General features: G+C 44.6%; 24 protein-coding genes. 5 read left to right on the forward strand and 19 right to left on the reverse strand.

Translation table 11 applies throughout. From position 1 onward, the window contains the following. Positions 1–80 precede the first annotated feature (80 nt). The 10 genes from ERJ70_RS14785 to nikB form a co-directional block, all read right to left on the reverse strand. Positions 81–965 carry an aldo/keto reductase gene (locus ERJ70_RS14785; RefSeq protein ID WP_209365571.1) on the reverse strand — a complete coding sequence of 295 codons (885 nt, stop codon included), beginning with the start codon at positions 963–965 and terminating at the stop codon, positions 81–83. 100 nt (positions 966–1,065) lie between these two features. Next, on the reverse strand, positions 1,066–1,857 hold the full coding sequence (locus ERJ70_RS14790) for an SDR family oxidoreductase (protein WP_209365572.1): 792 nt from the start codon (positions 1,855–1,857) through the stop codon (positions 1,066–1,068). A gap of 864 nt (positions 1,858–2,721) precedes the next feature. Further along, positions 2,722–3,252, reverse strand: a complete 531-nt coding sequence (locus ERJ70_RS14795; protein WP_209365573.1) for a chromate transporter — start codon at positions 3,250–3,252, stop codon at positions 2,722–2,724. Continuing rightward, positions 3,253–3,840 (reverse strand): chromate transporter, encoded by a 588-nt coding sequence (locus ERJ70_RS14800; RefSeq protein ID WP_209365574.1) that lies wholly within the window; start codon positions 3,838–3,840, stop codon positions 3,253–3,255. It abuts the gene before it with no gap. A gap of 33 nt (positions 3,841–3,873) precedes the next feature. Then, positions 3,874–5,487, reverse strand: coding sequence for a gamma-glutamyltransferase family protein (locus ERJ70_RS14805; RefSeq protein WP_209365575.1), 1,614 nt, complete (start codon positions 5,485–5,487; stop codon positions 3,874–3,876). A gap of 113 nt (positions 5,488–5,600) precedes the next feature. Next, a complete protein-coding gene (locus ERJ70_RS14810; protein ID WP_209365576.1) occupies positions 5,601–6,578 on the reverse strand; it encodes an ABC transporter ATP-binding protein in 978 nt (325 codons plus the stop codon). Further along, positions 6,547–7,542, reverse strand: a complete 996-nt coding sequence (locus tag ERJ70_RS14815; RefSeq protein ID WP_209365577.1) for an ABC transporter ATP-binding protein — start codon at positions 7,540–7,542, stop codon at positions 6,547–6,549. Before ERJ70_RS14815 ends, ERJ70_RS14810 begins: the two co-directional genes overlap by 32 nt. A gap of 8 nt (positions 7,543–7,550) precedes the next feature. Then, the gene (locus ERJ70_RS14820; RefSeq protein ID WP_209365578.1) at positions 7,551–9,089 is read right to left on the reverse strand and encodes a glutathione ABC transporter substrate-binding protein; all 1,539 of its coding nucleotides are present in this window, start codon (positions 9,087–9,089) and stop codon (positions 7,551–7,553) included. A gap of 24 nt (positions 9,090–9,113) precedes the next feature. Continuing rightward, a complete protein-coding gene (locus tag ERJ70_RS14825) occupies positions 9,114–10,010 on the reverse strand; it encodes an ABC transporter permease (RefSeq protein ID WP_209365579.1) in 897 nt (298 codons plus the stop codon). Between the two features lie 17 nt (positions 10,011–10,027). After that, positions 10,028–10,969 carry a nickel ABC transporter permease gene (nikB, locus tag ERJ70_RS14830; protein WP_209365580.1) on the reverse strand — a complete coding sequence of 314 codons (942 nt, stop codon included), beginning with the start codon at positions 10,967–10,969 and terminating at the stop codon, positions 10,028–10,030. 306 nt (positions 10,970–11,275) lie between these two features. Between nikB and ERJ70_RS14835 the strand changes: the two genes are divergently transcribed. Then, complete coding sequence (locus tag ERJ70_RS14835; RefSeq protein WP_209365581.1) at positions 11,276–11,731, forward strand: Lrp/AsnC family transcriptional regulator; 456 nt, start codon at positions 11,276–11,278, stop codon at positions 11,729–11,731. Positions 11,732–11,915: 184 nt separating this feature from the next. Here the strand turns inward: ERJ70_RS14835 and ERJ70_RS14840 are convergent, their stop codons facing one another. Then, a complete protein-coding gene (locus tag ERJ70_RS14840) occupies positions 11,916–12,371 on the reverse strand; it encodes an IDEAL domain-containing protein (protein ID WP_209365582.1) in 456 nt (151 codons plus the stop codon). Between the two features lie 327 nt (positions 12,372–12,698). Between ERJ70_RS14840 and ERJ70_RS14845 the strand changes: the two genes are divergently transcribed. From ERJ70_RS14845 to ERJ70_RS14860, 4 genes are all read left to right on the forward strand, one after another. Continuing rightward, on the forward strand, positions 12,699–13,736 hold the full coding sequence (locus ERJ70_RS14845; RefSeq protein ID WP_209365583.1) for an aromatic acid exporter family protein: 1,038 nt from the start codon (positions 12,699–12,701) through the stop codon (positions 13,734–13,736). A gap of 239 nt (positions 13,737–13,975) precedes the next feature. Then, the gene (pxpB, locus tag ERJ70_RS14850) at positions 13,976–14,680 is read left to right on the forward strand and encodes a 5-oxoprolinase subunit PxpB (protein ID WP_209365584.1); all 705 of its coding nucleotides are present in this window, start codon (positions 13,976–13,978) and stop codon (positions 14,678–14,680) included. Further along, positions 14,680–15,648: a 5-oxoprolinase subunit C family protein gene (locus ERJ70_RS14855; protein WP_209365585.1), complete on the forward strand. Its 969-nt coding sequence runs from the start codon at positions 14,680–14,682 to the stop codon at positions 15,646–15,648. The genes pxpB and ERJ70_RS14855 overlap by 1 nt, the downstream gene beginning before the upstream one ends. Beyond that, the gene (locus ERJ70_RS14860) at positions 15,645–16,391 is read left to right on the forward strand and encodes a 5-oxoprolinase subunit PxpA (protein WP_209365586.1); all 747 of its coding nucleotides are present in this window, start codon (positions 15,645–15,647) and stop codon (positions 16,389–16,391) included. Before ERJ70_RS14855 ends, ERJ70_RS14860 begins: the two co-directional genes overlap by 4 nt. Before the next feature lie 73 nt (positions 16,392–16,464). Here ERJ70_RS14860 and ERJ70_RS14865 read toward each other — a convergent pair whose 3' ends face one another. The 8 genes from ERJ70_RS14865 to ERJ70_RS14900 all read right to left on the reverse strand — a co-directional run bounded on the left by ERJ70_RS14865 (position 16,465) and on the right by ERJ70_RS14900 (position 24,032). Beyond that, positions 16,465–16,608, reverse strand: coding sequence for a hypothetical protein (locus ERJ70_RS14865; protein ID WP_209365587.1), 144 nt, complete (start codon positions 16,606–16,608; stop codon positions 16,465–16,467). Positions 16,609–16,758: 150 nt separating this feature from the next. Next, positions 16,759–17,493: a SurA N-terminal domain-containing protein gene (locus ERJ70_RS14870; RefSeq protein ID WP_209365588.1), complete on the reverse strand. Its 735-nt coding sequence runs from the start codon at positions 17,491–17,493 to the stop codon at positions 16,759–16,761. A 207-nt stretch (positions 17,494–17,700) separates the two neighbouring features. After that, complete coding sequence (locus ERJ70_RS14875) at positions 17,701–19,044, reverse strand: GH1 family beta-glucosidase (protein ID WP_209365589.1); 1,344 nt, start codon at positions 19,042–19,044, stop codon at positions 17,701–17,703. A gap of 71 nt (positions 19,045–19,115) precedes the next feature. Then, a complete protein-coding gene (locus tag ERJ70_RS14880) occupies positions 19,116–19,775 on the reverse strand; it encodes a YesL family protein (protein WP_209365590.1) in 660 nt (219 codons plus the stop codon). Between the two features lie 12 nt (positions 19,776–19,787). Beyond that, a complete protein-coding gene (locus tag ERJ70_RS14885) occupies positions 19,788–20,819 on the reverse strand; it encodes a LacI family DNA-binding transcriptional regulator (RefSeq protein WP_209365591.1) in 1,032 nt (343 codons plus the stop codon). Positions 20,820–20,853: 34 nt separating this feature from the next. Next, positions 20,854–21,702, reverse strand: a complete 849-nt coding sequence (locus ERJ70_RS14890; protein WP_209365592.1) for a carbohydrate ABC transporter permease — start codon at positions 21,700–21,702, stop codon at positions 20,854–20,856. Positions 21,703–21,713: 11 nt separating this feature from the next. Then, the gene (locus ERJ70_RS14895; protein WP_209365593.1) at positions 21,714–22,676 is read right to left on the reverse strand and encodes a carbohydrate ABC transporter permease; all 963 of its coding nucleotides are present in this window, start codon (positions 22,674–22,676) and stop codon (positions 21,714–21,716) included. Between the two features lie 66 nt (positions 22,677–22,742). Continuing rightward, positions 22,743–24,032 carry an ABC transporter substrate-binding protein gene (locus ERJ70_RS14900; RefSeq protein WP_209365594.1) on the reverse strand — a complete coding sequence of 430 codons (1,290 nt, stop codon included), beginning with the start codon at positions 24,030–24,032 and terminating at the stop codon, positions 22,743–22,745. Positions 24,033–24,387: the final 355 nt, after the last annotated feature.

The following is a 24,387-nucleotide window of genomic DNA, read 5'->3' on the forward strand; positions in this document are numbered from 1 at the left end:
CGCTGATTCGAATACCCCATTCGAACTCGTCCGGTTTTTTATCTGGTGTTATATTATTTATGGCCCCGCAAGTAATTCGTTCAAGCGTTATATACTGCTGCCGCACGTTGGAGAAGCCATTCATCCACTTCTTCTCCCAATACATTCAAGTATTGTTGGAATTCGGCCAGTTCAGCGATTTCGATAAGGACGGTGTTGATCGCTTTGTTCTGGAAGAGAAAGTGCAGGGCGAGCCGATGTAGCTGTTTCTGATCCCCTTCCACCATATCCAAGAGCTCTTGAAACTTAACATCCTTAACAGGACTGCTATGATTGGCAGCAAGCAGTCCATTTGCCAGACCGTTCCGGATGAATACACCGATTCCTTTTTCATTGGCCAGTTTGATACTGTTTTCATTGGTCTGGTTGATTAAGTTGTACTCTAGCTGGATGGCATCAAATGTGTTTGTTAATATAAATTCCTCACTAGGGAGGTTGTCGAGACAAGCACCCAAAAACGCTACTTTCCCCTCATCCTGGACAGCTCTCATCGCCCGCAGGATTTCTCCTTTTTCGATTAGATGGCCGGGAACAGCTGCATAATCAAAGAACAAGATATCGATCGTTTCCGCAGGAAATTGATCAAGAAGTGTATCGATAGAATGTTTAACCGCCTGGAAGGAGGTAATGTCCTCTTCTCTCAAAGACAACGAAGTTAAATCACAAGTCAAACAAACGATAATGTCTTCCTTGTGATAGGGTAAAAGTGTACCAGACCGTTCGATGGGTCCGACGCTTGCGGCCTCGATGACGTTCATTCCTTTATCAAGCATGGATTCGAGCATGCTGAATTCCGTCTGCTTTGCGGACTCGTTTGCTCCTGCTTCCACTCCTTGTTTAGCCTGGGGGATAAAACGGACACCAACAAAAGTCGGACTTGCATCCATTTTTGTGATAAACCGTCGTTGCAGTGCTTTTTCCAACATGTAAAGAACCTTCTTTCCGAGCAAAAGCATATTATACGCTTCATTTATGTCCTATGTTTCCCAACCTATAACTTCCTTACACTTTGGTGTTTGTTCGGATTCACAGTGCCTTTACCAACCCGCCATCAACGAGCAGTGATTGGCCGGTAATATACGTATTGGCTCCCGACGCCAAAAACACCACTGCTTTTGCAAATTCATCTGGTTCTCCCAAGCGATTCAAGGGAATTTGCTTGTCCGCCTCTTCTTTCACTTGTTCCAAAGAAATATCATTGCTTTCTGCCGTTTTTTTATTCAACTCTATGATCCTGCCTGTCTCGATCCTCCCCGGACCCACAGTATTGATCAAGATATTGTCGGGCGCAAGTTCTTGGGACAGGCTTTTGGCGAGTCCGACTATTCCGGGCCGCATCGTGTTGGAAAGAATCAGATTGTCCAAGCTGGCTTTGATCGAGGAAGAAGCTATATTGACAATCCTTCCGCTTTGCTGTTTTTTCATGAAGGGGACCACTTCCCGGATGGTTCGGATAAAACTTAAAAGATTAAGTTCAAACGCGTGCTGCCAATCCTCATCGGAAAAATCGAGAAATTTTCCGGTTGGAGGACCTCCGGCATTGTTTACGAGAATATCGATGGTGCCAGTCCGTGCTGCTGCCTGTTCGACCATGTTTTGGATATCTGAGGGATTGGTCATGTCACAGATAACATATGCAACCTTGTCATTGTTTGTTTTGTCTTTAATTTCTTCAACGGTTGCTTGCAATTCCTGCTCGTTTCGACTGGAAATCAGGACATTAGCCCCTTCATAAGCCAATTGAAGTGCTGTCGCTTTACCAAGTCCCTTACTGGAAGCCGTTACTACAGCTGTTTCTCCTGTTAACTGAAGATCCATGCTATCCTCTCCTCTACACTGGTTTGTTTGTTAGCTTATACCTTTCCTTTTCATTCAGCAATCAAAGTGTTTATCCACGTAAGAGACTGGGACAAAAGCATGGCCACCAAAGCAAAAACCGAGCGAATGCTAACTGCCAATCAAATTCGTTCGGTTTGTATTTGTATATTCTCTTTTTATCCTGTTGTTTGATGTGCTTCAAATCGCTACGTTTTTGTGCTCTGATTTCCACATGATCAAGACAAAATGGACCGTATTCTTCTATTGGCCGATAGGTATCTAACAGGGAAGAGGACGAAAGTCTTGGGGGTTCCTTTATTCTTTGGAAATTGGACAATAGGGTAATAAGGATAAAGAAGTACTCCTGGTTTCCATGCGGCTTCGCTTTCTATCCGTAAGGGCATGAGGCAAAACAGAAAACACACCAGAAGAAGGTCATCCAACGGAGACAAGGTACGTAGACTCCAGCGGGAGGAGCACGAGCTGAAGATCCACTTGGCAAAGCGGTATGCTTTGCCAAGTTAGCTGAAGCTGCCCGCGGAAAGCGAAGTACCTTGCAGGAGTGGAAAATTGCACTTTTCATAGAAGGGTAGAACGGTTTGCTTTTTGCTCATCAATAAAAACCGAACAAATTTAGGAATCGTTCGGTTTTTATTTGGGTCACGATGCTTTTCTCCCATGCGTTTTCATTATCTATGGCAAAGATTGAATTTGCTATCCTTACCTCCCCCATCAATTGAGTTGAATCGCTAAGCTGCGGAAATACTCTTCGCTTTACGCGAGCATCTGGTTGCATACCCGCCAATCAGTAGAAGATAATAAAATCAACGCATGTGTGATTTAGCAGTTACAATAAAAAAACACCTATCCCAAGAAAACAGCTCCATAAGCCAAAGCCCCCATAATGACAAAAGCTGGGTGCACTTTCCATTTTTCCAGTAATAAAAAACTGGCCGCTATCAAAAAGATTGTTTGCCATATACCGGTATCCTGATAAGAAGTATGGAAAAAGCTGAAAGCCATGATACCGAGCAAGACTGCTATTGTTGGACGTATCAGTGCGGTCATTTTTTTGACACGAGGAGAATCTTTGAATTTATTCAATATGCTAAGCAGTACAATCATTAAAAGGAGAGAGGGCGCAACCGTGGCAAAGACCCCGATCACTGAGCCGAGTATGCCGCCCTGCTGGTAACCGATATAACCGGCCATTTTGGTCGCAATCGGGCCGGGAAGGGCATTCGCCATCGCCAGCATCTCACTAAAGTCGCTGACAGACATCCAATGGTAGCGGTCGACCACCTCGTTTTCCACCAGTGGAATCGAAGCTGGTCCACCGCCATAGCCGACGATTCCCGGTATAAAAAATGCCAAAAATATTTTCCAGTAAATCATTTACGACTGTCCTTTCTCGTGTATAGCCAAGTCGGGGTTTTCCCCCTTTTGTTCTTGCTTCATCGGGCCGAATAAGGCATAAAGCAACAAACCTGCGATCAACAATCCCGGATGCAATCCGGCCCATTCCATTAAAAGCAAGGAGGAAACCGCAAGTGCCACCGTCACCATCCATCCTAGTCCGCCTTTTGCTTTTTTCAAAAAGTCAAAAGTGAGCACTGCAAGCATGACGCCGACCACTGGGACGACAGCAGAGGTCATCCCCTGTACCCAGGGACGGTTGCTCATAGATGCCAAGAAAGTGAGTAAGACGATCATGAAGACGATTGTCGGAAGAATGGTTGCCAATACAGCATTGATCATGCCAAGCAGCCCGGAAACCCGATAACCGATGTAACCGGCCATTTTGGTTGCAATCGGTCCGGGCAGAGAATTGCCAAGCGCCAGTACGCCGGCGAACTCTTCATGATCCATCCATTTGTATTTATCGACTACTTCCTTTTGCACGAGTGGAATCGATGCGGGGCCTCCGCCATATCCAAATATCCCGACCCGAAAAAAAGCTAAAAATAGGTGCCATTGCGTCATTTGCTGTCCCTCCGAATTCTGTCATGCTGTTGATTAAAATGCTGCGATGGAACCATCCGTCCGTGATTCGGTCCCACCATAAAGCGTCCCCGTTTCCGGATCCCGCCAAATCGCCTGACCACGGCCGAATACCCCTTTTTCCAATTCCACTTGGATATGGTGGCCCTTTCTGACCAATCCCTCGGCAATATGCGTTGGGAAATGCGGCTCGACAATGATCTTCTTCCCTTCAATCCACTGCCAGCGAGGCGCATCCAAAGCTGCCTGCGGGTTCAAGTGGAAGTCGACCGTGTTCATCACTACCTGCAGATGCCCTTGCGGCTGCATATAACCTCCCATGACTCCAAAAGGACCGACTGCCCGTCCCTTCTTAGTTAGAAACCCAGGAATGATGGTATGATAGGTTCTTTTTCCACCTGCAAGCGCGTTTTCATGGGCTGGATCCAGTGAAAAATCATGTCCTCTGTTTTGCAGTGCGATTCCCGTTCCCGGAACAACCAGACCGGAACCAAAACCCATGTAATTGCTTTGAATGAAGGAAACCATATTTCCTTCCTGATCCGCTGTTGCCAAATAAACCGTGCCGCCTTTGGGTGGATTTCCCGGTTTAGGAGTCAATGCTTCCTCGCTAATTAGAGCTCGCCGCTGTGCAGCATAGGCGTCCGACAGCAACTCTTCCACTGTATGGGTCATGTGCTGTTTTTCCGTGATGAATTGTTTGCCGTCTGTAAAAGCGAGTTTCATCGCTTCCAGTTGTTTATGATATGTATCGACGGATTCCTTTTCATCAAAAGTATAGCCAGTTAACGTGTTCAAAGCCATCAATGCGATTAATCCCTGTCCATTAGGCGGAATTTCCCAAACATCATAGCCGCGATATGGAACAGAAATAGGATCGACCCATTCCGGTTTGTATCCTTCCAGGTCCGCTTTTGTAAGGTAGCCTTCTCCGGATTGAGAAAAAGCCGCAATCTTATCTGCCAGTTCCCCCCGATAAAACGATTCTGCATTCGTCTTCGCGATAGACCTTAGGGTATCCGCATGTCCGGGCGACTTCCATACTTCTCCAATCTCCGGCGGTCTGCCAGCAGGGGCAAATGTTTCAAACCAATGCTTGAATTCTTCATCGGTAAGTACTTGTTTAAACTTATTATATGCAGACTTCCAAAATCTCCCCAAAACCGGGGAAATGGGATAACCATCTGCCGCATACTCAATTGCCGGCTGCAGCACTTCTGTCAACGATAACTTGCCAAATCGCTCAGAAAGCTCCGCCCAAGCCGCCGGAACCCCGGGCACTGTCACAGGAAGCCAGCCGAATTTCGGCATGCTGTCATATCCTCTTTCTTTCACCTTTTCAATCGAAATGTTACCGGGTGCAGGCCCGCTGCTGTTCAGGCCATGGAGTTTGCCTTTTGTCCAGACTAGGGCAAATGCGTCGCCCCCGATGCCGTTTGAAGTAGGCTCGACCACTGTCAATGCTGCTGCAGTGGCAATCGCGGCATCAATGGCATTTCCTCCTTTTTTCAGCATTTCCAAGCCTGCTTGTGACGCAAGGGGCTGTGAAGTCGCAACCATTCCCCGATTTGCTACAGCTGTCATCCGTTGAGACGGATAAGGATAATTCAAATAGTCAAAAGCTTTCATCGAAAATCTCCTTCCCCGCACATAGAAAATTGGCATACCGCCTGGCAGTTCAGGCGGCAGCCAGTTACTAAATCCGTTAAATATAATTACAATCGAGTACAGCCACTGCTCTATTACACTTCATGGCATGCCACAAAATGATCCTCCTCCACCTCACGCCATTCCGGTCGTACCTTGGCACATTGTTCCGTTGCCAATGGACAGCGTGTATGGAACGGGCAGCCTTGCGGATAGTCCGCCGGATTAGGCAGATCGCCTTGCAGCCTAATCCGCTCTTTTTTCCTACCGGGTATTGGGCGCGGAATCGCGGATAACAAAGCCCGTGTATAGGGGTGGAGCGGATTGCTGTATAGTTGATCAGAACTAGCCAATTCTGCTGTTGCGCCAAGGTACATGACCAACACCCGGTCGCAAACATGGCGAACAACACCTAAATCGTGGGATATAAACAAATAGGTTAACTGATGCGATTGCTGCAACTTTTTCAATAATTTTATAATTTGTGCTTGAACCGAAACATCCAATGCTGATACGGCTTCGTCGCAAACAATAAGGGATGGGTTGAGCGCTATCGCTCTGGCAATTCCAATCCGTTGCCGCTGTCCACCGCTGAATTCATGCGGATATCGCTCATAATATTCTTCTCTCAAGCCAACCTCCACTAGTAATTCCCTTACACGCTGCTGGCGTTCCTGTTTAGACAATGCCGTATGGATGATAAAGGCTTCTTCCAGGGCATCCCCTACACGCTGCCTCGGGTTTAGAGAAGCATAAGGATCCTGAAAAATCATTTGCATTTCTTTTTTAAACCTTTTCAACTGACGGTCAGGAAGGCCGCTTATTTCTTGGCCTCGAAATTTTATGGTCCCTGCCGTCAATGGTTCCAGTCCTAAAACCGTTCGACCAAAAGTGGATTTTCCACAACCAGATTCTCCTACCACTCCGAGTGTTTCTCCCTCGTAGACCTCAATGCTTACATTTTCGACGGCCTGGACATTTCCTGTCGTTCGTTTTAAAATCCCACTCTTAATCGGAAAGTACTTTTTTACATTTTTTACTTCAAGAAGAGGTTGCTGCTTTGTCATGAACATTCACCTCCTGAAGCCAGCACTTGGACTGATGTGTTTTCATCACTTCAAAAATGGGCGGAGCCTCTCTTTTACAACGATCTGTCGCCAATGGACAACGTGGATGAAAACGACAGCCCTCGATTGTTTCATTCAAGTTGGGCAACGAACCGGGAATAGATTCCAGTGTGTGATATTCATCATCTACATTCGGCACAGAAGCAAGTAATCCCTTCGTATAAGGATGTTGTGGGTTGTTAAAGATCTCTTTCACTTCTCCTATTTCCACTACTTCTCCAGCATACATTACCATTACACGGTCAGCAATTTCTGCGACAACTCCCATATCATGGGTGACAAAAACGACCCCCATGTCCATCTTGCTTTTGAGATCATCTATCAAATCAAGAATTTGCGCTTGGATCGTTACATCCAATGCAGTGGTCGGTTCATCGGCAATCAGCAGGGAAGGATTACAGGCAAGGGCAATAGCAATCATCACTCGTTGCCGCATTCCCCCGCTCAGTTCATGAGGGAATTGCTTCAGTCTTTTTTTCGGGTCCGGAATGCCGACTTGTTCCAACAAATCCACTGCTTTGGCAGTCGCCTGTCGTTTGGTCATGCGCTGATGAAGTATAAGCGGTTCCCGCAGCTGATAACCAATCGTGAACACAGGATTTAATGCGGTCATTGGTTCCTGAAAAATCATCGACATCTTATTTCCGCGAAGCTGTCTTAACTCCTCCTCCTTTTTTTCCGTTAAAACTTCATCTAGAAAAGTGATCGACCCTTCAGCAATTTCTCCATTAGAAGGAAGCAGGCCCATAATCGATAAAGATGTGATACTCTTTCCACAGCCGGATTCTCCTACAATACACAGGGTCTCCCCTTTATCGACGGAAAAGGATATCCCACGGACTGCCGAAAGCTTTCCTTCAGCAGTCCTGAACTGGGTAACCAGATTATCGACTTGCAACAATTTTTCCATCTTCCACCCTACTCTCTTGTAACGTTATAAAGCTTCCATTCACCTGTCGGATCTAATTCCAAACCTTTAACACTTTTGTCATAAGCCGCTGAAACCACATCATGATTCATTGGAATCCATACGGCATCTTCCATCGCGATTTTATTCGCTTCCTGCAGTTTTTTCTGCCGGGCTTTCTGGTCCACCAACGTCCTGGACTCATCTACCAATGCATCAAATTCCTCATTGCTGTATCTCATACGGTTGGAAGATCCAATATTATCGGAATGAAGATTAGGGTATAGCAGTTCACTTCCATCAGCTGTGCTATTCGTCCAGCCCATAAAGGTCATCTCGAAGTTCCCTTCCGAAGTCGTATCAAGGAAAGTTCCCCATTCCATTGACTCGATCTCTGCATCGATGCCTACTTCTGTCAATTGAGATTGAACAATTTCAGCCATTTTCATGTAGCTTCCCGAATTCGAAGCAAGCAGCGTGACTTTTTGGTCAGTGAAGCCATTTTCTTCTATTATTTGCTTTGCTTTTTCAACATCATATGGATAGCCAGCATCCTTGGCATTTTCATCATAACCGAATACTTTTGGACCAATGATGCTATCGTTTTTCACTCCCAAACCATTTAACTGATCCACATATGCCTGCCGGTCGACCGCATATGCCACTGCTTTACGGAACTCCGGATCATTGAAAGGTTCCTTCTCCATGTTAAAACCAAGATAGTATACAGGCGTACCCGGCTTGGTCTGTACTTCGACGTCACTCATGGATTCTATCCGGGATAAATGCTCTGCCGGGATTTTATCGAGGAATTGAACCTCTCCTGTTTCGAGCATCGACACGGCGGTAGAATATTCTGGTACTACTTTTAATGTGACGGTTTCCAAACTTGGTTCACCTTGCCAGTAATCTTCATTTTTCTTCAAGGTAATGTGGTCGCCCTCTGCCCATTCTTCGAAGGCAAAAGGACCAGTACCGACTGGTTCACTGTTAATATCGCCTTCTTTATCAGCCGTCGGACTTACGATGGAAGCATTCGTATGGGACAAGGCAGCCAATAATGGACCGTATGGTTCCGTTGTTTTTATTACAACCGTGTAATCGTCCTTTACTTCAACAGATTCTACTGGAGCCAGTAAGGAAGCCCGGGGGGCCGCCCTATCTTCATCCATAAATTGGTCAAAAGTGTATTTGACAGCCTCTGCATTGAAATCCGTACCATCCTGGAACTTAATGCCTTCCTTCAGTTTGATTTCCCATGTGTTTTCATCCGGAGTCTCATACGACTCGGCGAGAAGCGGCTCTATTTCCATTGTTTCCGGATTACGGGTGAACAACGTTTCGTAAACCTGTGCGATAACATTTGAAGAAACAGAATCATTTGTATCAATTGGTGATAAACCGACAGCATCCGATGTGGTCGCGTAAGTCAATTCCTGAGGTACATTGCTGGCACCTGCGCTGTCACTGTCACTCCCCGAAGAACTGCTGCATCCTGCTGCGAATACCAATAGAAAAACAAGTAAATAAAACATGATTTTTTTGCTCATTTTTTTAATTTCCTCCCCTGTAATTTAGCTGTTAAAATCCATATTCGGATCCAATGCATCTCGTAAACCATCGCCGACAACATTAAAAGCAAATACCACTAACATAATCGCAATCCCAGGAACGATCGTCATATGCGGGGACGACCACATAAAATCTTGCCCCGCTGCAATCATCGCTCCCCATTCTGGGGTAGGCGGCTGAGCACCGAGCCCCAGAAAACTTAATGCTGAAGTAGATAAGATAGAAGTGGCCATTCGCATCGTAGCGAAAACAATAATAGGAGCGGTACAATTTGGTAGAATATGCTTGAGAATAATCCGTAAGTCACTTGCACCCATTGATCTCATCGCCAGTACATATTCTTGTTTTTTTACCGATAAAACACTTCCGCGGACAATTCTGGCACACCCTGGTATCGACCAAATACTGATTGCAATCACAACATTGATCAGACTTGTTCCCAACATCGCAATGATCAGCATTGCCAGTAAAATACCAGGGAAAGCAAAGAGTAAGTCAACAATACGCATGATAATCCCATCTAGTTTTTTGTAATAGCCAGCCAGTAGGCCAAGTGTTATGCCTCCGGCAAGACCAATAACCACAGAAGTAACTCCAACCAATAAAGAAACCCTCGCACCATAGACTAACCGGGACCACATGTCCCTTCCATAGTTATCGGTGCCTAGCCAGTGACCCTCCGAACCGATCCCTAACTCAGCATCGGAAAGGTTTTGCTCGATTGGTGTATAACTGACAATCAACGGTGCAGTTACAGACATAATTAACTGAAGTAAGATGACGATTAACCCAAACACGGCCAGTTTGTTTTTCAGCAGTTTGCGGATGGTCTGGATGAGCTGGCTTTCCCGTTTTTTTGCTTTTTTGCCGACATCTGTCTGCAGTGCTTCAGAAGCCATATTTTTTCACCTTCTTTCTAGTCATAACTGATTCTCGGATCGATCAATGCATAAATAATATCGACAATTAAATTAACAAGGACAAACAAAGCTGCTACCAGCAAAACCGTAGCTTGTACAACAGGAAAGTCTCTTGCTGCTATAGCATCGATCATTAAGCGTCCCACACCATTAATGGCGAAAACTTGCTCTGTTATGATTGTACCGCCTAGCAATGCGCCAAAATTCACACCTATGACGGTAATGACGGGTATCATGGCATTCCGCAATGCATGAATCCATATTACCCCCCGTTGTCGAACCCCTTTTGCCTTGGCAGTGCGGATATAATCAGCCCGGATCACTTCGAGCATCGTAGACCTGCTCATTCGGGCAATCATAGCTGCAGAGCCCGTGCCAAGAGTAATAGCCGGTAAAATCAATTGTTTTATCCCTTCCACCGTATAAAAGGGAGCGTTCAATCCTCCGACTGGCAGCCATTGCAAGGTCACAGAGAATAATAAAATCAGCATGGTCCCCAACCAGAAGTTTGGTATGGAAATTCCGGCAAGAGCAATTGTCGTACTGGAAACATCAAACCAGGAATTCTGTTTGACTGCTGAAATGATACCAGCAGTGACGCCGATGATGATGGCAACGATCATACTCGCGATAGCAAGGTTCAATGTGTTTGGAAACCGGGTAATAATGGCGTCCGCAACAGATTGGTTCGTCTGAAAGGAATATCCTAAATCTCCATGCAAAATTCCCGACAAGTAATCAACATATTGGACCAGCACGGGTTTATTGAGACCTAAACTTTCTCGTATCGCCTCCAAATCAGATGCACTGGCTGTCGGTCCCCCAATGATGGAAGCCGGGTCTCCCGGAGCGATATGCATACTCATAAATACTAAAAAGGAGATACCGATGAGCAATAGAATTAATTGAAAAAAGCGACGGACAATCAGGCTAACCATTCAACCTCCTCCTCTCCAACTAAACTTTATTTCAGGTAAGCATTTCCAAGTAATGCTATACCTAAATTAATGTAACTTTCGTTTTTTCTGACGTTTGTTAATCTTTTTCAACCATTTAGTTAACAAACGATTTATTTATAGTTTTTGATTATATATGAATATTCCGAAAAAATAAACAACTTCATGCAAAAAACTTTATAAAAATTCAAACATTTCTTATTTTCTGATAACAGATTGAGTTTTAGAATAAACTTTAGTACAATTCCCTCTATATAGGACGAAAGTATAAGAGATAGGGTGATGACGATGGATAAACATTTGGATAAAATAGATAAGCAGATTCTTGAACTTTTGATTGAGGATGGCAGGATTTCCTATACTGATATTGGTAAGCAGCTGAATTTATCAAGGGTTTCTGTTCGTTCTCGGGTTAACCAATTAATTGAAGAAGGGATAATTGAAAAGTTTTCTTGCGTTGTAAATAGTGAAAAAGTAGGAAAAAACGTCTCTGCTTTTTTTGACGTTGATTGTGATCCAAATAATCTGGTGGAAGTGGCAGAAAACCTTGCAAACAACCCATGTGTAGCGAGTTGTTATCAAATGACAGGACCTAGCACCTTGCACATGCACGTACTAGTAGACGATTTTACTCAACTCGAGTCATTTATCAACAATGAACTATATGCTTTAAAAGGAATTTCACGAGTGGACAGTCAGATTTTATTGCGCCGTTTCAAAAGTCGGAGCGGATTGAAGTTATAATGAAACGGATCAGGTATAAAGGGGAGTAATAAAGAGAGGTATTATATAAGTTATGATACCGATGCATTTCTTTATAAAAGAAAACATTTCACATAAAAAAAGCCAATTTACCTACTACAGGTTAAATGGCCTTTTTTTAGTTGGAACCTATTTCGAATCATTGGCTGAAAACAGGAATCAGCGGTCAGGACTGGCCTTGGCCGTATTCTTTATTAAGCATGCTGGACAACTTTTTGAACCTTTTCTGATCTCCAGCTTCAAGCGCCTTATCGATCAAACGTTTCAGGTTTTCTTTTTCAAGCTGCTCAATAATCGTTTCGGCCTCATCCATGATTGTCGGCGAGTTGGTTAAGTAAGGATGAATAATGGTATTTAGTTGGGTAATAAAGTCCTTCAATCTGATTAAATCGGAAAGTGGCAGGCGGTTATATTCCTTCCCTTTTTGGAAGACGAATACGTCATCTTGATTCTCTACTTGGCGTGTTTCCCGGTTGACGATAATTTCACGTGATTCGAGCGGGACAAACTGATATACCTTATCGTCCAGCAAAAGTGAAAAGTATTGGTAAGCAAGTACCACCCTGATACAATCACGCTCTTCTTTAATGTAATATGGTTTGAATCGTTTAACAGACAGCATACCTACACCCCCTTGATTTGTGGACCCTTTGGCTGCACCTTGATGTATTTAAGATATTGTATGACAGCAGCAAGAAAAAAGTGAAACGTAACGCTTCGAATCATTCATATATAATGATTATTATCCATCATATCACATTATGATAACGCTTTCATTAGTTTTTTACCAAACCCTTGCTAGGGGTCAGTCCCCCAACGCTCTAACCTTCGATCGCTTTACTACACTACCGTGTTGAGGGACTGACCTGGACTGACCCCAACACCCTTCTGTCTTTTTTTGCAGGTATGCTATAATTTAATTATCATTGGTATTAAGGGTGTATTGTTGATGAAAAGATTCAGGTTCTTCGGCGGCCGTATTGTAAAAACGGGAATAGCCGTTTTTTTGACTTCATTGATTTGCCAATGGCTGGATTGGCCTGCTGTTTTTGCTGTTATCACAGCCATTGTCACCATCGAGCCGACTGCCGCCGACTCGATTAGAAAAGGATTGATCCGTTTTCCGGCATCTGCCATCGGATCGGCGTACGCTGTACTGTTCATCTTTCTGTTCGGAAATTCTCCGATTACGTACACAGCAGCAGCTGTATGTACCATTGTTACCTGCTTCCGGTTAAAACTGCATTCGGGTTTGCTGGTAGCGACGCTGACATCGGTGGCAATGATAGAAGTAATCCATAGCAATTTTCTCATTTCCTTTCTTATCAGGCTGGGGACCACGTCCATCGGTCTGCTGATTTCCACAGCTGTCAATTTGTTCGTGTTTCCGCCCAATTATTCGAAGTTGATTCTTAACAATATCCATTCGATGGCCAGGACAACCGGCATTGAATTGGAAAATATTCTAAAGGCTATATTGGCGGAAAAAAAGCCGGATTACCAACAAATCAGGGATACGTTTTCACAGCTGAAAAGAAAGCTGGACAAAACGGAGATGTTGATCCGGTTTCAAAAAGAGGAATCAAAATACCACCGTTTCGACGAGCAGTCCAAGAAGGTTTTTCGCAGTGAGCAGGAGAAGCTTGCTGCATTGCGACTGATCCATTATCATATTGGAAATTTGATCAATACCCCGCTCAATACGCTGTTATGGACGGACCAAGAGAAACAAAAAGTATGCCAGACTGTCGAGAGCCTGGCAACTGCGCTGAAAAACCCTGACAAATTCAGTTCGGAGGCGCATCGAAACCAAATCCAGTCCTTGATGACCCAATTTTGGAAAAGTAAAAAGGATGCAGCCGATCCAAAAGAAAAGGACAGTCCAACCTTTTTCACTGCCGAAATTATTATTTTATATGAAATATTATCCATATATAACCTTGTCGAAGACCTTCTTGATGAGGAAGATTTCTCCGTCCCTGAATAACAACGTCAAAAAACGCCTGTTTCATGGCATTCCCTTATGAGAACCAGAGAAAAGATTGAATATGCAGGAGGAAACCGACTGCCCAGCCGGTAAATTATCACTTAATTACTAGGAAGGGACTGTCCCCGAGTTTTATGGGACAGTCTCTTTTTATCTTTATCGCCAAGGCATCTTCCTTAACCTCCCCTCCCCGCTTGCGTTAAACTAGGAAAAAGACATGTAAAAAGAAGGTGACTCGTATGGAATCTATTCAAAAGAAGTTGTCTTTTTTCCCACTGAGTGAATCAGCAATATTAATTGATTTTGGAGAGCCAATCTCTGTGGAGAAAAATATGTACATCCACCAGTTAACCGCAGCCTTAAACGCGGAACCCTTTCCTGGTTTTATCGAAGTGGTTCCTGCTTACACAACACTGACCGTCTATTACGATCCCCTGGCTGCTGACAGTTCCAATCCCTATCACCATACGTGCACGAGGATCGAACATGCCGCCCACACCTTGAAAACAGACAAGCTGGAAACAAAAACAATAGAGCTGCCTGTCTGCTATGACCCGGAATTCGCTCTTGATATTACGGAAGTTGCTAACCATAACGGCCTATCCCCAGAAGAAGTGATCGAAAGGCATACAACTCAGGTTTATCACGTTTACTTTATCGGATTTGCACCCGGTTTCCCTTTTCTGGGAGGATTGGATTCGACCATTGCCACTCCGAGAAAACAGTCGCCACGCCGTGAAACCCCGGCAGGATCTGTCGGAATCGCCGGCCGGCAGACAGGTGTTTATCCTATCGATATTCCCGGTGGCTGGCAGATCATAGGTCGTACCCCGCGGCAGCTTTTACACTTGAATGATCGGAGTCCGGCATTGCTGCAACCAGGAGACAAAGTCCGATTTCATGCGATAAGCAAACAGGAGTACCTGAGGCAGGAGGAATCATAATGGCGTTAAGAATTATCGAGGAAGGCTTACAAACATCGATTCAGGATACTGGGCGATATGGCTATCAGTCAGCAGGATTTTCCGTAAGTGGGGCGATGGATAGAAGGGCAGCTGCATTGGCCAATATAGCCGTCAATAACGACCCAAATCAAGCGGTTTTGGAAATGAGCTATGTCGGGCCGAGTATAACGTTTGAGGCCGATACAGTAATTGCCCTGGCAGGCGCTGATATGGCAGCAAAAATCAATGGCAAGCCCATACAGCTCGGAAAGCCTGTTTCCATCAAAAATGCGGATACCCTGCAACTCCGGACAGCCCGAAGAGGCCTTCACTGTTATCTGGCAGTTAAAGGGGGCTTCAATGTGCCCGATTTCCTCGGTTCCAAAAGCGCTTCCCTAAAAGACCAATTAGGCGGCAGCTTTCATGGGAAGCTAAAAGCAGGGGATACCATTCCCTTTCAGTTTCCCACGAAGGCAACTTCGGTTTCATGGAGGCTGAGTCCGAAGCTATTTGACTATATCTCTGGCAAGCAGACTACGATCCGTTTTTTAGAAGGCAGACAATATCATTGGTTTACCAGACAATCGTTGTCCGATTTTACTTCAACTGCCTATACATCTACCCCACAATCCAATCGCATGGGGTATCGTCTGCAGGGAACTCCGCTGAAAATTCAAATAGAAGGAGATTTGGTCACAGAAGTAGCAGGGTTCGGTACCATTCAAGTCCCGCCTGACGGCCAGCCAATCATTTTAATGGCAGAAAGTCAGCCGACAGGCGGATACCCCAAAATCGGACAAGTCATCCAAAGCGACTTGCCAGCTTTAAGCCAAATAAGACCGGGTCAGCCAATTGTTTTTCAAATGACAACATTAGAAAATGCCCTGCAGGTATGGGAGAATACAGTTCGCCAGTTAGCTATGTTAAAAAGCAATTCTGATATAAAATGGGGGGAGTTGGAAACATGAAGTCGGCCGACATTAATTGCGATATGGGGGAAAGCTTTGGTGCATACACGATTGGAAATGATCAGGAGGTAATCCAAGCGATTACCTCCGCAAATATCGCTTGCGGTTACCATGCCGGAGACCCTGCAACAATGGCCAAAACCGTCCGTCTTTGTATCGATTACGAGGTGAACATCGGGGCCCACCCGGCTCTTCCCGACCTGATTGGCTTTGGCCGTCGCTCGATGCAGATTACACCAGATGAAGCTTATCAACTGATCATCTACCAAACCGGTGCATTATCAGGTTTTGTTAAAGCTGCCGGCAGTAGTCTTTCCCATGTAAAACCACACGGCGCTTTATACAACATGGCCGCAAAGGATCACTCGATTGCTGAGTCAATTGCCCAAGCAGTTTTTGACTTCGATTCACGCTTAACACTTTTCGCTTTGTCAGGCAGCGCACTGGCAGAAGCAGGTAAAAAAGCAGGACTGCATGTTGCCCATGAAGTGTTTGCCGACCGTACCTATCAGGAGGATGGCAGCTTGACACCGAGAAGTGAGGCAAATGCTTTGATCACGGATGAGAACCGGGCCATCGATCAAGTAATGCAAATGCTCAAATCCCAGACCGTCACAACGGTGAGCGGCAAAAGCATCCCGATTATAGCAGATACCATCTGTATCCATGGCGACAGTCCGCAAGCACCAGGGTTTGCCCAAAAGATTCATGCCCAATTGCGAAAAGAAGGATTTCTTTTATAATGCTATTAAGAAAGAAAGACGCTGCCATGCCATGAGTGTTATTTTTTCTCTTCTAACAAGGGGCTTAAGGCAACTAATACGCAGGAGATGATAATGGAAATAGTGGAATCAACTTTCGTTGGGTAAAGGCGATATTATCGACGATTCCGGCTTCGACTCCTACTTTCACAATGGGTATGAAGTAGTCAGGGTACCCCTTGATTATAGCGCCGGTCAATGTCGGGCATCCTTCGCACCACTCCATATAGAATTAGAGGAAATAACGTAACTGGAATACACGGTTGGAGGGCTGTAACAATACAACACCTGAAAGAACTAGTGAAAAACCCCTCGCCTGTTCATCAGGGGAGGGGTTGAATATCCTCTATTATATTTTCGTTTCTACTTCGCTGTTTTCTTTTAATTGAGCAAGCAATTCGCTGATTTCCTCATTCTGCTTTTGCTGTACCAACAATTCTTTAATCTTATCTTTTACTTCTTCATAATCTTGAATATCTTCCTGCTGACTGGCAAGTTGATCATAATATTCTTTCGCTTCATCGTCGGTTACTTCCGGCTCGGAAATTTCGTTTTGCAAGTAAACCTGCATTTTCACTTCCTGAGCAAGAGACTGACGCAGACCCTCTTCTGTGTTACCATTTTCCTCTAAGGAAGCTTGATACTGTTCATCATCTTCGAACTGAGATTTATATTGTTCCAGCGACTGATCCACCTGCTCCTCAGGCGCTTCTATTTCCTGCTTATCTATTTCCTGCATGACTAATTCCTGGTTGACCAGCATATCAATTGTTTGCTGTTTTACCAGTTCCTCATCACTTGTATCCTGGCCGCTTCGCATCAAAGTGGAAAATGTCTGGGGCAGTGCTTCATTGAAGGCGTCGCCTTTGATTTCTTCCCCATTAACCACGGCGACAAGTTTATCCTCTTCCACTTTCTGAGCCTCCATTTGCTCCTGCTGTTCCTGCTGCTGCTTAGCTAGTTCCTCTTGCGCTTGTTGCTGTTCGGCATTTTGATCATTCTCCTGGGCACTATCCTCGTCATCACTGCACGCCGCCAACAAACTTACAAAGAGCGCCATCATTAAAAGTGTGAGTTTCTTCATTTGTTCATGCCTCATTTCATAAATATTCTTCCCCCTTTATACATGGTTTTCTTTACCATTGCAAGCGGTAAGGATAAGAAGGCGTGCCAGAACCCTGTCCATACTAGGCTTGAACCAGATTATTACAGTTTTTTTACAGGGGTGACAGTGAGGGCCAGGTCGTTTTAAAAAAAGGCTGCCATCCTGTCAGGACAGCAGCCGATAAAGTTATACCTCCAACCAATGATTATTCACCAGTTTTTGATACCAGTAAAAGCTCTCTTTTTTTGTACGCTCCAGCGTGCGGTAGTTGACATGGACGAGACCGAAGCGTTTGCTATAGCCTTCTGCCCATTCAAAGTTGTCGAGGAGTGACCAAGTAATATATCCTTTTAGATTGACGCCCGATTTTATACTCCGCGCCACAGCCGTGACATGGGCCTTTAAGTAGTCAATCCTGCGCTGATCATCGACTGTCCCTTTTTCCACTCCGTCATTGATACAAATCCCATTTTCCGTAATATAGATAGGGATGTTTCCGTACTTATCAGCTATAAAGGTCAGTACTTTATAAAAACCTTCTGCATTGATATACCAGCCAATGTCGGTTTTTTTGTAGCCCATATCGATTCCCTCTACCTGAAGCATACCACTATCCTTGTTATGCCTGGCGACGTTTGACTCGTAATAGTTGATACCGATAAAGTCCACTGGCTGTTGGATCCACTCCATGTCTCCTTCTTCAATGGCAAGTGTTGCACCATGGTCCGCAAACCATTCAACCATGAACGCCGGATATTTTCCGTTAAATACTGGATCAAGGAACCAATCGATCATCCACCCCATCCCCCTACGGCAGGCTTCCATGTCTTCCCCGCTGCTACTATAGGCTTCCAGCCAGGTAACATTGGGGGCAAAACCAATCTTCCCACCCGTTTTCATTTCGCGAAACTTAGCTACCGCTTTGCCGTGGGCAAGCAACAAGTGATGGGAAATAGTGACCGCCAGTCCGAGATCCTGGTTCCCGGGAGCATGAGCACCGATATAATTGGATAAAAAAGAGACACACCAAGGTTCATTGATTGTTAACCATGAATGGATTTTTCCCGAGAATTCCCGGAACATCAACTCGGCATAAGCAACAAATGCTTCCACCGTCTCCCGGTTATTCCAGCCGCCTCTATCCTGCAGGGCCTGTGGCAAATCCCAATGGTAAAGCGTACACATTGGCTCGATTCCATTGGCCAGCAGTTCATCGACCAGGCGATGATAATAATCCAGCCCTTCCTGGTTTACTTCTCCCTTACCGTTCGGAAAAATCCTTGGCCAGGATACCGAAAAGCGATACACATCTACCCCTAGCTCCTTCATTAGTCGGATATCTTCGTCAAATCGATGATAACTGTCACAGGCAACATCGCCATTATCTCCGTTAAGTACCTTTCCAGGCGTGTGGGAAAACGTATCCCAAATGGACGGACCTCTTCCGCCTTCCGTAACGCCTCCTTCAATTTGATAAGCAGCCGTTGCCACACCCCAACGAAAATCCTCCCCAAACTCAATAATCGCCATAAAACCTCTCCCTTCCCTACTAATAGGAGGGACAGTCCCCCAACACGCTACCACTCCACCGCGACGCAGTGTTACTTCAGTGGGGGACTGTCCCCAATAATATTGTCATTTGGTCTCTCTTTGTTTGTTGTTTGGTTTTTGATCTGGATGGTTAGCTTGTCAAAGATATGATACATAATGAACGCTAGCAGACTGCCGATGATGAACAGAAAAAACGGGAAATAGTAGACGATTGCCACTCCAGCTACAAGGATGGTTGCATAAGAAAGCGTATGCAATATTTTGCTGATTGAAAGCAATAAAGCATTTTTCATAGCATGCAGGATGGTTAATTCATAATTTACCAGCATGAGAAACAGGTTGGGCATGGTAATGCCATACAAAATCGCCAAAAACATCGTCATGGTAAAAAGGATGCTGCTTCCCGGAAAAGAATAGATTAGGAGAATCGAAGCATCGAAATAGAGAATCGCTCCTCCGGCCAGCCAGAGAAGTCCAATAACAAAGCTCTTTCTGAAATTCTCTCTGAATTTACTTATGTAAATTTGGAAGACGCCGGAGTCGATCCCTTTTAAATGCCATTGCCGGACAACGGCAAACATGGCCGTTGTTGCCGGAAAAATCGTGATTACCGGCAGACAACAAACAAGCCACATAACATTCAATAATAAAAAATGGGTGAAAATATCCATGATTCGGTTAAAAATACTTTGCGTTCGCTGCATGGCCATCTCTGCCACCCTTTAAATAGAAAGTTTTTTTGTATCAACCGCTGACGATTCCCGGATCACCAGCTCGGGGTCTACCAATATCGAACTCGGTTCGGTATTGCCATTGATCAAATCATTCAGCATATAAGCAGCCAGCCTGCCCATTTTGTCCTTATCCTGTTTCACCGTACTCAATGCCGGGTCACTGTACCGGCACGCTTCAATATCGTCGCACCCTATCAGCTTTATATCGACAGGAATGCTCAAGCCGGCATCCTTTATTGCCTTCATCGCCCCTAACGCCATCATATCTGAAGCAGCAAAGACGGCCTGCGGGTATGGCCGGTTCTTAAGAATTTCCTTCATCGCATGATAACCGCTTTCTTCAAAATAATTTCCATATTGAATCCACTCTGGTTTGACGGTCATTCCAAGTTGATTCATGCTGTGCAAAAAGCCCTGTTTACGAATATCAGAAATCACCGAATCCTCAGGCCCGCCGATAAACGCTACCTCTTTTAGGGAGTGCAAATAAAAATATTCCACCACTTTTGCCGAAACTTTGCTATTGTCCGTTGTCACATAGCTGGAGGACGGTCCTGTCATCTCGATATCCACTCCCAAACAAGGGACAGAACTCTGATCCAATTCGTAAATAGAATCTTCGATATAGTCCCCGGCCACGATCAAGCAACCATCCAGCTGGAAATGCTTGCATCTTGCCAGATAATCCTGGCTGCTTTTACTGAATTGATTGTTCGAGAACACCAAAATATCGTAACCCATCTGGCCGATGGTCTTGCGGAATGCATTGATCACTTGATTGAAAAAAGGGTGATTGAAATCGACATCGATTTCCCCGGCATAAATCAAACCGATCAGATTCGATTTTTTCGTAGCCAGCGATTTGGCTGAAAAACTAGGTTGATAGCCGGTTTCTTCGATTATTTTCAAAACCTTTTCTTTTGTTTTCCAGCCAATGCTGCCGGTATCGTTAATGATTTTAGACACGGTTCCAGGCGATACACCTGCCATCTTGGCAATATCTTTGATTGTCAGCTTCATAGGGATCCCTCAGTCTTATTGATATACTATTGTTTTAGCTTTTTACCGCTCCTTGTGTCAAGCTCTGAATGAACATCCTGTTGAATAGCAGGAAGATAATAATCAACGGAACCGTAGCCCAAAATGTTCCTGATAAAATCATGCCGTTGTCCCGCACATAATTATCAATCAAATTCCGCAATGCAATCTGAATGGTATAAGAGGACTCTTCACGCAGGACGACGAGCGGCCATAGAAAGTCATTCCACATATACATAAACTTGATAATCGCCAAGGTTGCAAAAGCCGGGATTATTACCGGGACGGCAATGTTCCAGTAGATGCGAAAATTGGAGCAGCCATCGATTTTTGCCGCATCGATCAACTCATCCGGCACATTGCTGCTAATGTACTGTCTCATCCAAAAGATGCCGAATGCATCAATCATACCGGGTACAATGATTGCTTTTAAGTCGTTTACCCAATCAAGCTTGGTGATAATGTAATATTGCGGGATTAAGCCAAGCTGCGGCGGGACCATCATTGTCACTAGCAAAAAAATAAACAGCAGGTTTTTTCCTTTGAATTGGAATTTCGCAAAAGCAAACCCTGCCAGAGAGCAAAGAATCAACACTCCTGCCGTCGTCACGGACGCCACAACCAATGAATTCCACATAGCCCCAAAAAAGTCGATATTACTTAACACATTTTGAAAGTTTTCCACCAGCTGTTTACCAGGAATGAATGCCGGCGGTACAGCGTTAATAGCACTATTATGGTTCGCTGCCATCACGAACATCCAATAAAACGGGAAGACAGACAGAATGGCAGCTATCAGCAGCAATAAATAGACGAACAACTTGGAAATGGACACTTTTCTCGTTTTTCCTATGGTTTTACTCATCTGCCACACTCCTATCTTCCAATCCGATTGGTAAAGAATACATTAATGCTGGATAATACAATGATGATGAAGAACAAAATAATCGCTGTTGCAGAGGCCGTGCCGAAGGCCATATTGGAAAATGCTTCGCGATACAGATACAACACAACGGTAATCCCTTCTTCTCTAAAGCTTCTGCCCAGGAACACCAATGGTTCGGTAAACAATTGCATGGCACCGATCGTGGATAAAAAGACAGTTAAAATGATAATCGGCTTCAGCATTGGAATGGTGATATACTGGATTTGCTGCCGGATACTGGCACCGTCAATCTTGGCTGCTTCATAAAGATCATTCGGTATTCCTTGCAAACCAGCCAGATAAATAATCGTATTGTATCCGACCCAGCGCCAGAAGACCATGGTCGAGATGGCTATTTTCACTCCCCATTCCGAAGTGGACCAGCTGACAGAATCAAATCCCAGCCAGTTGAGCACGACGTTCACCAATCCAAAATCCTGGCTGTTGAACATAACGCCGAAAACAATAGCTACGGCAACTGTCGATGTGACGTACGGCATAAAAATCGAAACGCGGAAAAAGCTCTTGAACTTAAGCAGTGCGGAATTCAACGCATAGGCAAGGATGATGCCGATAATCAATTGCGGCAGAGTGCCGATGATTCCGATTGCCGCCGTGTTGAACAACGACTTCCAAAAAATCGGGTCGCTTAATACAAAGCGAAAATTTTGCAAACCGACAAATTCCATTTCTCCGAGTCCGTTCCATTTTTGAAAACCGAGATAAAAGCTGAATAACATCGGAAACAGACCAAAGACAGCAAACAGTAGATAAAATGGAGAAATATACAAGTAACCGGATAGTGCATCCTTTTTCTTTTCACTAAGATGAAAGAAAGGGCGCTTTTTTCCGGGCGAAGGCTTTGCCGGAACTGATTTCGCCTCTGTTTGAGGCTGTAATTGCGGTTGGGCCATAACACTATCCCCCTTTCATTGGTTAACGGTCCAGGCCAATATTGGCCCCGGACCGTTTGAAGCTCCTTACTGTCTGGCTAATTGATCTTTAATCCGTTTAACTGCTGCATCCCATTCTTTTTGTGGATCAGCACCTTCAACTGCCACGTTGGTCAGTGCCAAAATCAATTCATCCTGAACGATCGAGTAATTGACGCCCATATAAATCGGTTTAACAGACTTTGCAGCTTCCGCAAACGTTTTGGCTGTCTCCGCACCGCTGAAGTATTCATCTGTTGTCGCTAAAAATTCCTCATCTTCATACACTTCAGGAGCTGAAGGGAACAGGCCGTTATTTTGGAATGATTTCAATTGATTTTCTGGTGATAAAAGCCATTCAATAAAAGCATAGGCTTCTTCCGGATGATTGGATTCTTTCGGGATCGCCATGAAAGATCCGCCCCAATTTCCTGCGCCTTCCGGAATCGTTGTTAAGGACCATTTACCTCCTGCGTCTGGAGCATTTCCTTTTACATTGGCAATCATCCAGGCAGGAGCGCCGATCAACGTAGCATAGCTGCCATCTGCCATCGCACTTCCCCATTCAGGAGTCCACAGAGCGTTTTGTCCGACCAATCCTTCTTCGATTAACTTTGTCGTATAATCGTAGGCTTCTTTCACATAGGGAGAAGATTCAATAATCAGTTCATCGTCCTCATTGAAATATTGCTCTGGAGCCTGGTCGCGTAAAGCGGAGAACATTAATTCAGGACTGTCGGTAATTGGCTTCCCGGTTTTTTCCTTGATTTGTTTTGCTGCTTCATAATAAGCGTCCCAGTCACTGATTTCTGCCGACAATTCTTGAGGGTCTGTCGGCAAACCCGCTTCCTCCATTACATCGGTTCGATAAAACATGGTGGTCGGACCGATATCGGTTGGAAGGCCTAATTGAAATTCTCCATCGACACTTTGGGCCTGCTGCCATTTCCAATCCAAGTATTTGTCCTCCACATCTTTTGCACCATAATCGTTCAAGTTGTAAAACTGATCTTTCGCCTGCATGAACTTGGCGATTTCACTAACTTCAATCATGGTGATATCCGGCGCTCCGCTGCCGGCAGAGAGGGAAGTGAACAAGTTATTATGAACGTCAGACATTTCTCCCTCATTAAGATTGATTTTCACGTCAGGATTTTCTTGCATGTATTCATCTACCAATACATCATACCCCGCACTTCCGAATACCCAAAAATCCAGTTCCACTTTGCCATCGCTCTTCCCTGAGCCGCCATCCTCTGAAGCTTTACTGTCGTCACTACATCCTGCCAGTGCTAAAACCAGTGAAAGAAATGCCACCATGTAAAACAGTTTTTTCATTACTTTTACCCCCGTTTTTTTGATATGGCTTCTACATGTAACCAAGAAACGAACTTAAATCCACCTCCATTTACTTAGAAACCGAAAAAGAATGGAATAAAGGAAACCGGTTTCTTAAAATGTCGTAAAAAATACATATAGGTTTCCTCGAAAACTATATGTAAACGCTTTCTAAATTGAGTATATTATGTTATCTGGGCAAAAGCAAGAATTTTTTCAGAATTTTTACCATTTTTTTATAGATGATAGGAAATCGGTTTCTCAAATGAAAAAATTCAGCTAGAGTGAAACCCTTACTTGAGATGTTAAGAAGAAGGCGGCCAACATAGTGGGAGTTATCGCAAAAGCTTGTTGT

Origin of the sequence: Sediminibacillus dalangtanensis (assembly GCF_017792025.1) — a bacterium.
Lineage (GTDB): Bacteria > Bacillota > Bacilli > Bacillales > Amphibacillaceae > Sediminibacillus > Sediminibacillus dalangtanensis.

Excerpts from the sequence above, each read along its gene's own strand:
- ERJ70_RS14805 (WP_209365575.1), bottom strand. The coding sequence starts at position 5,487 with ATGAAAGCTTTTGACTATTTGAATTATCCTTATCCGTCTCAACGGATG.
- ERJ70_RS14860 (WP_209365586.1), top strand. The coding sequence starts at position 15,645 with ATGAAGTCGGCCGACATTAATTGCGATATGGGGGAAAGCTTTGGTGCA.
- ERJ70_RS14845 (WP_209365583.1), top strand. The coding sequence starts at position 12,699 with ATGAAAAGATTCAGGTTCTTCGGCGGCCGTATTGTAAAAACGGGAATA.
- ERJ70_RS14795 (WP_209365573.1), bottom strand. The coding sequence starts at position 3,252 with ATGATTTACTGGAAAATATTTTTGGCATTTTTTATACCGGGAATCGTC.
- ERJ70_RS14895 (WP_209365593.1), bottom strand. The coding sequence starts at position 22,676 with ATGGCCCAACCGCAATTACAGCCTCAAACAGAGGCGAAATCAGTTCCG.
- ERJ70_RS14840 (WP_209365582.1), bottom strand. The coding sequence starts at position 12,371 with ATGCTGTCTGTTAAACGATTCAAACCATATTACATTAAAGAAGAGCGT.
- ERJ70_RS14785 (WP_209365571.1), bottom strand. The coding sequence starts at position 965 with ATGTTGGAAAAAGCACTGCAACGACGGTTTATCACAAAAATGGATGCA.
- ERJ70_RS14880 (WP_209365590.1), bottom strand. The coding sequence starts at position 19,775 with ATGGCCATGCAGCGAACGCAAAGTATTTTTAACCGAATCATGGATATT.
- ERJ70_RS14810 (WP_209365576.1), bottom strand. The coding sequence starts at position 6,578 with ATGTTCATGACAAAGCAGCAACCTCTTCTTGAAGTAAAAAATGTAAAA.
- ERJ70_RS14855 (WP_209365585.1), top strand. The coding sequence starts at position 14,680 with ATGGCGTTAAGAATTATCGAGGAAGGCTTACAAACATCGATTCAGGAT.
- ERJ70_RS14790 (WP_209365572.1), bottom strand. The coding sequence starts at position 1,857 with ATGGATCTTCAGTTAACAGGAGAAACAGCTGTAGTAACGGCTTCCAGT.
- ERJ70_RS14825 (WP_209365579.1), bottom strand. The coding sequence starts at position 10,010 with ATGGCTTCTGAAGCACTGCAGACAGATGTCGGCAAAAAAGCAAAAAAA.
- pxpB (WP_209365584.1), top strand. The coding sequence starts at position 13,976 with ATGGAATCTATTCAAAAGAAGTTGTCTTTTTTCCCACTGAGTGAATCA.
- nikB (WP_209365580.1), bottom strand. The coding sequence starts at position 10,969 with ATGGTTAGCCTGATTGTCCGTCGCTTTTTTCAATTAATTCTATTGCTC.
- ERJ70_RS14900 (WP_209365594.1), bottom strand. The coding sequence starts at position 24,032 with ATGAAAAAACTGTTTTACATGGTGGCATTTCTTTCACTGGTTTTAGCA.
- ERJ70_RS14815 (WP_209365577.1), bottom strand. The coding sequence starts at position 7,542 with ATGGAAAAATTGTTGCAAGTCGATAATCTGGTTACCCAGTTCAGGACT.
- ERJ70_RS14885 (WP_209365591.1), bottom strand. The coding sequence starts at position 20,819 with ATGAAGCTGACAATCAAAGATATTGCCAAGATGGCAGGTGTATCGCCT.
- ERJ70_RS14875 (WP_209365589.1), bottom strand. The coding sequence starts at position 19,044 with ATGGCGATTATTGAGTTTGGGGAGGATTTTCGTTGGGGTGTGGCAACG.
- ERJ70_RS14870 (WP_209365588.1), bottom strand. The coding sequence starts at position 17,493 with ATGAAGAAACTCACACTTTTAATGATGGCGCTCTTTGTAAGTTTGTTG.
- ERJ70_RS14835 (WP_209365581.1), top strand. The coding sequence starts at position 11,276 with ATGGATAAACATTTGGATAAAATAGATAAGCAGATTCTTGAACTTTTG.
- ERJ70_RS14890 (WP_209365592.1), bottom strand. The coding sequence starts at position 21,702 with ATGAGTAAAACCATAGGAAAAACGAGAAAAGTGTCCATTTCCAAGTTG.
- ERJ70_RS14820 (WP_209365578.1), bottom strand. The coding sequence starts at position 9,089 with ATGAGCAAAAAAATCATGTTTTATTTACTTGTTTTTCTATTGGTATTC.
- ERJ70_RS14800 (WP_209365574.1), bottom strand. The coding sequence starts at position 3,840 with ATGACGCAATGGCACCTATTTTTAGCTTTTTTTCGGGTCGGGATATTT.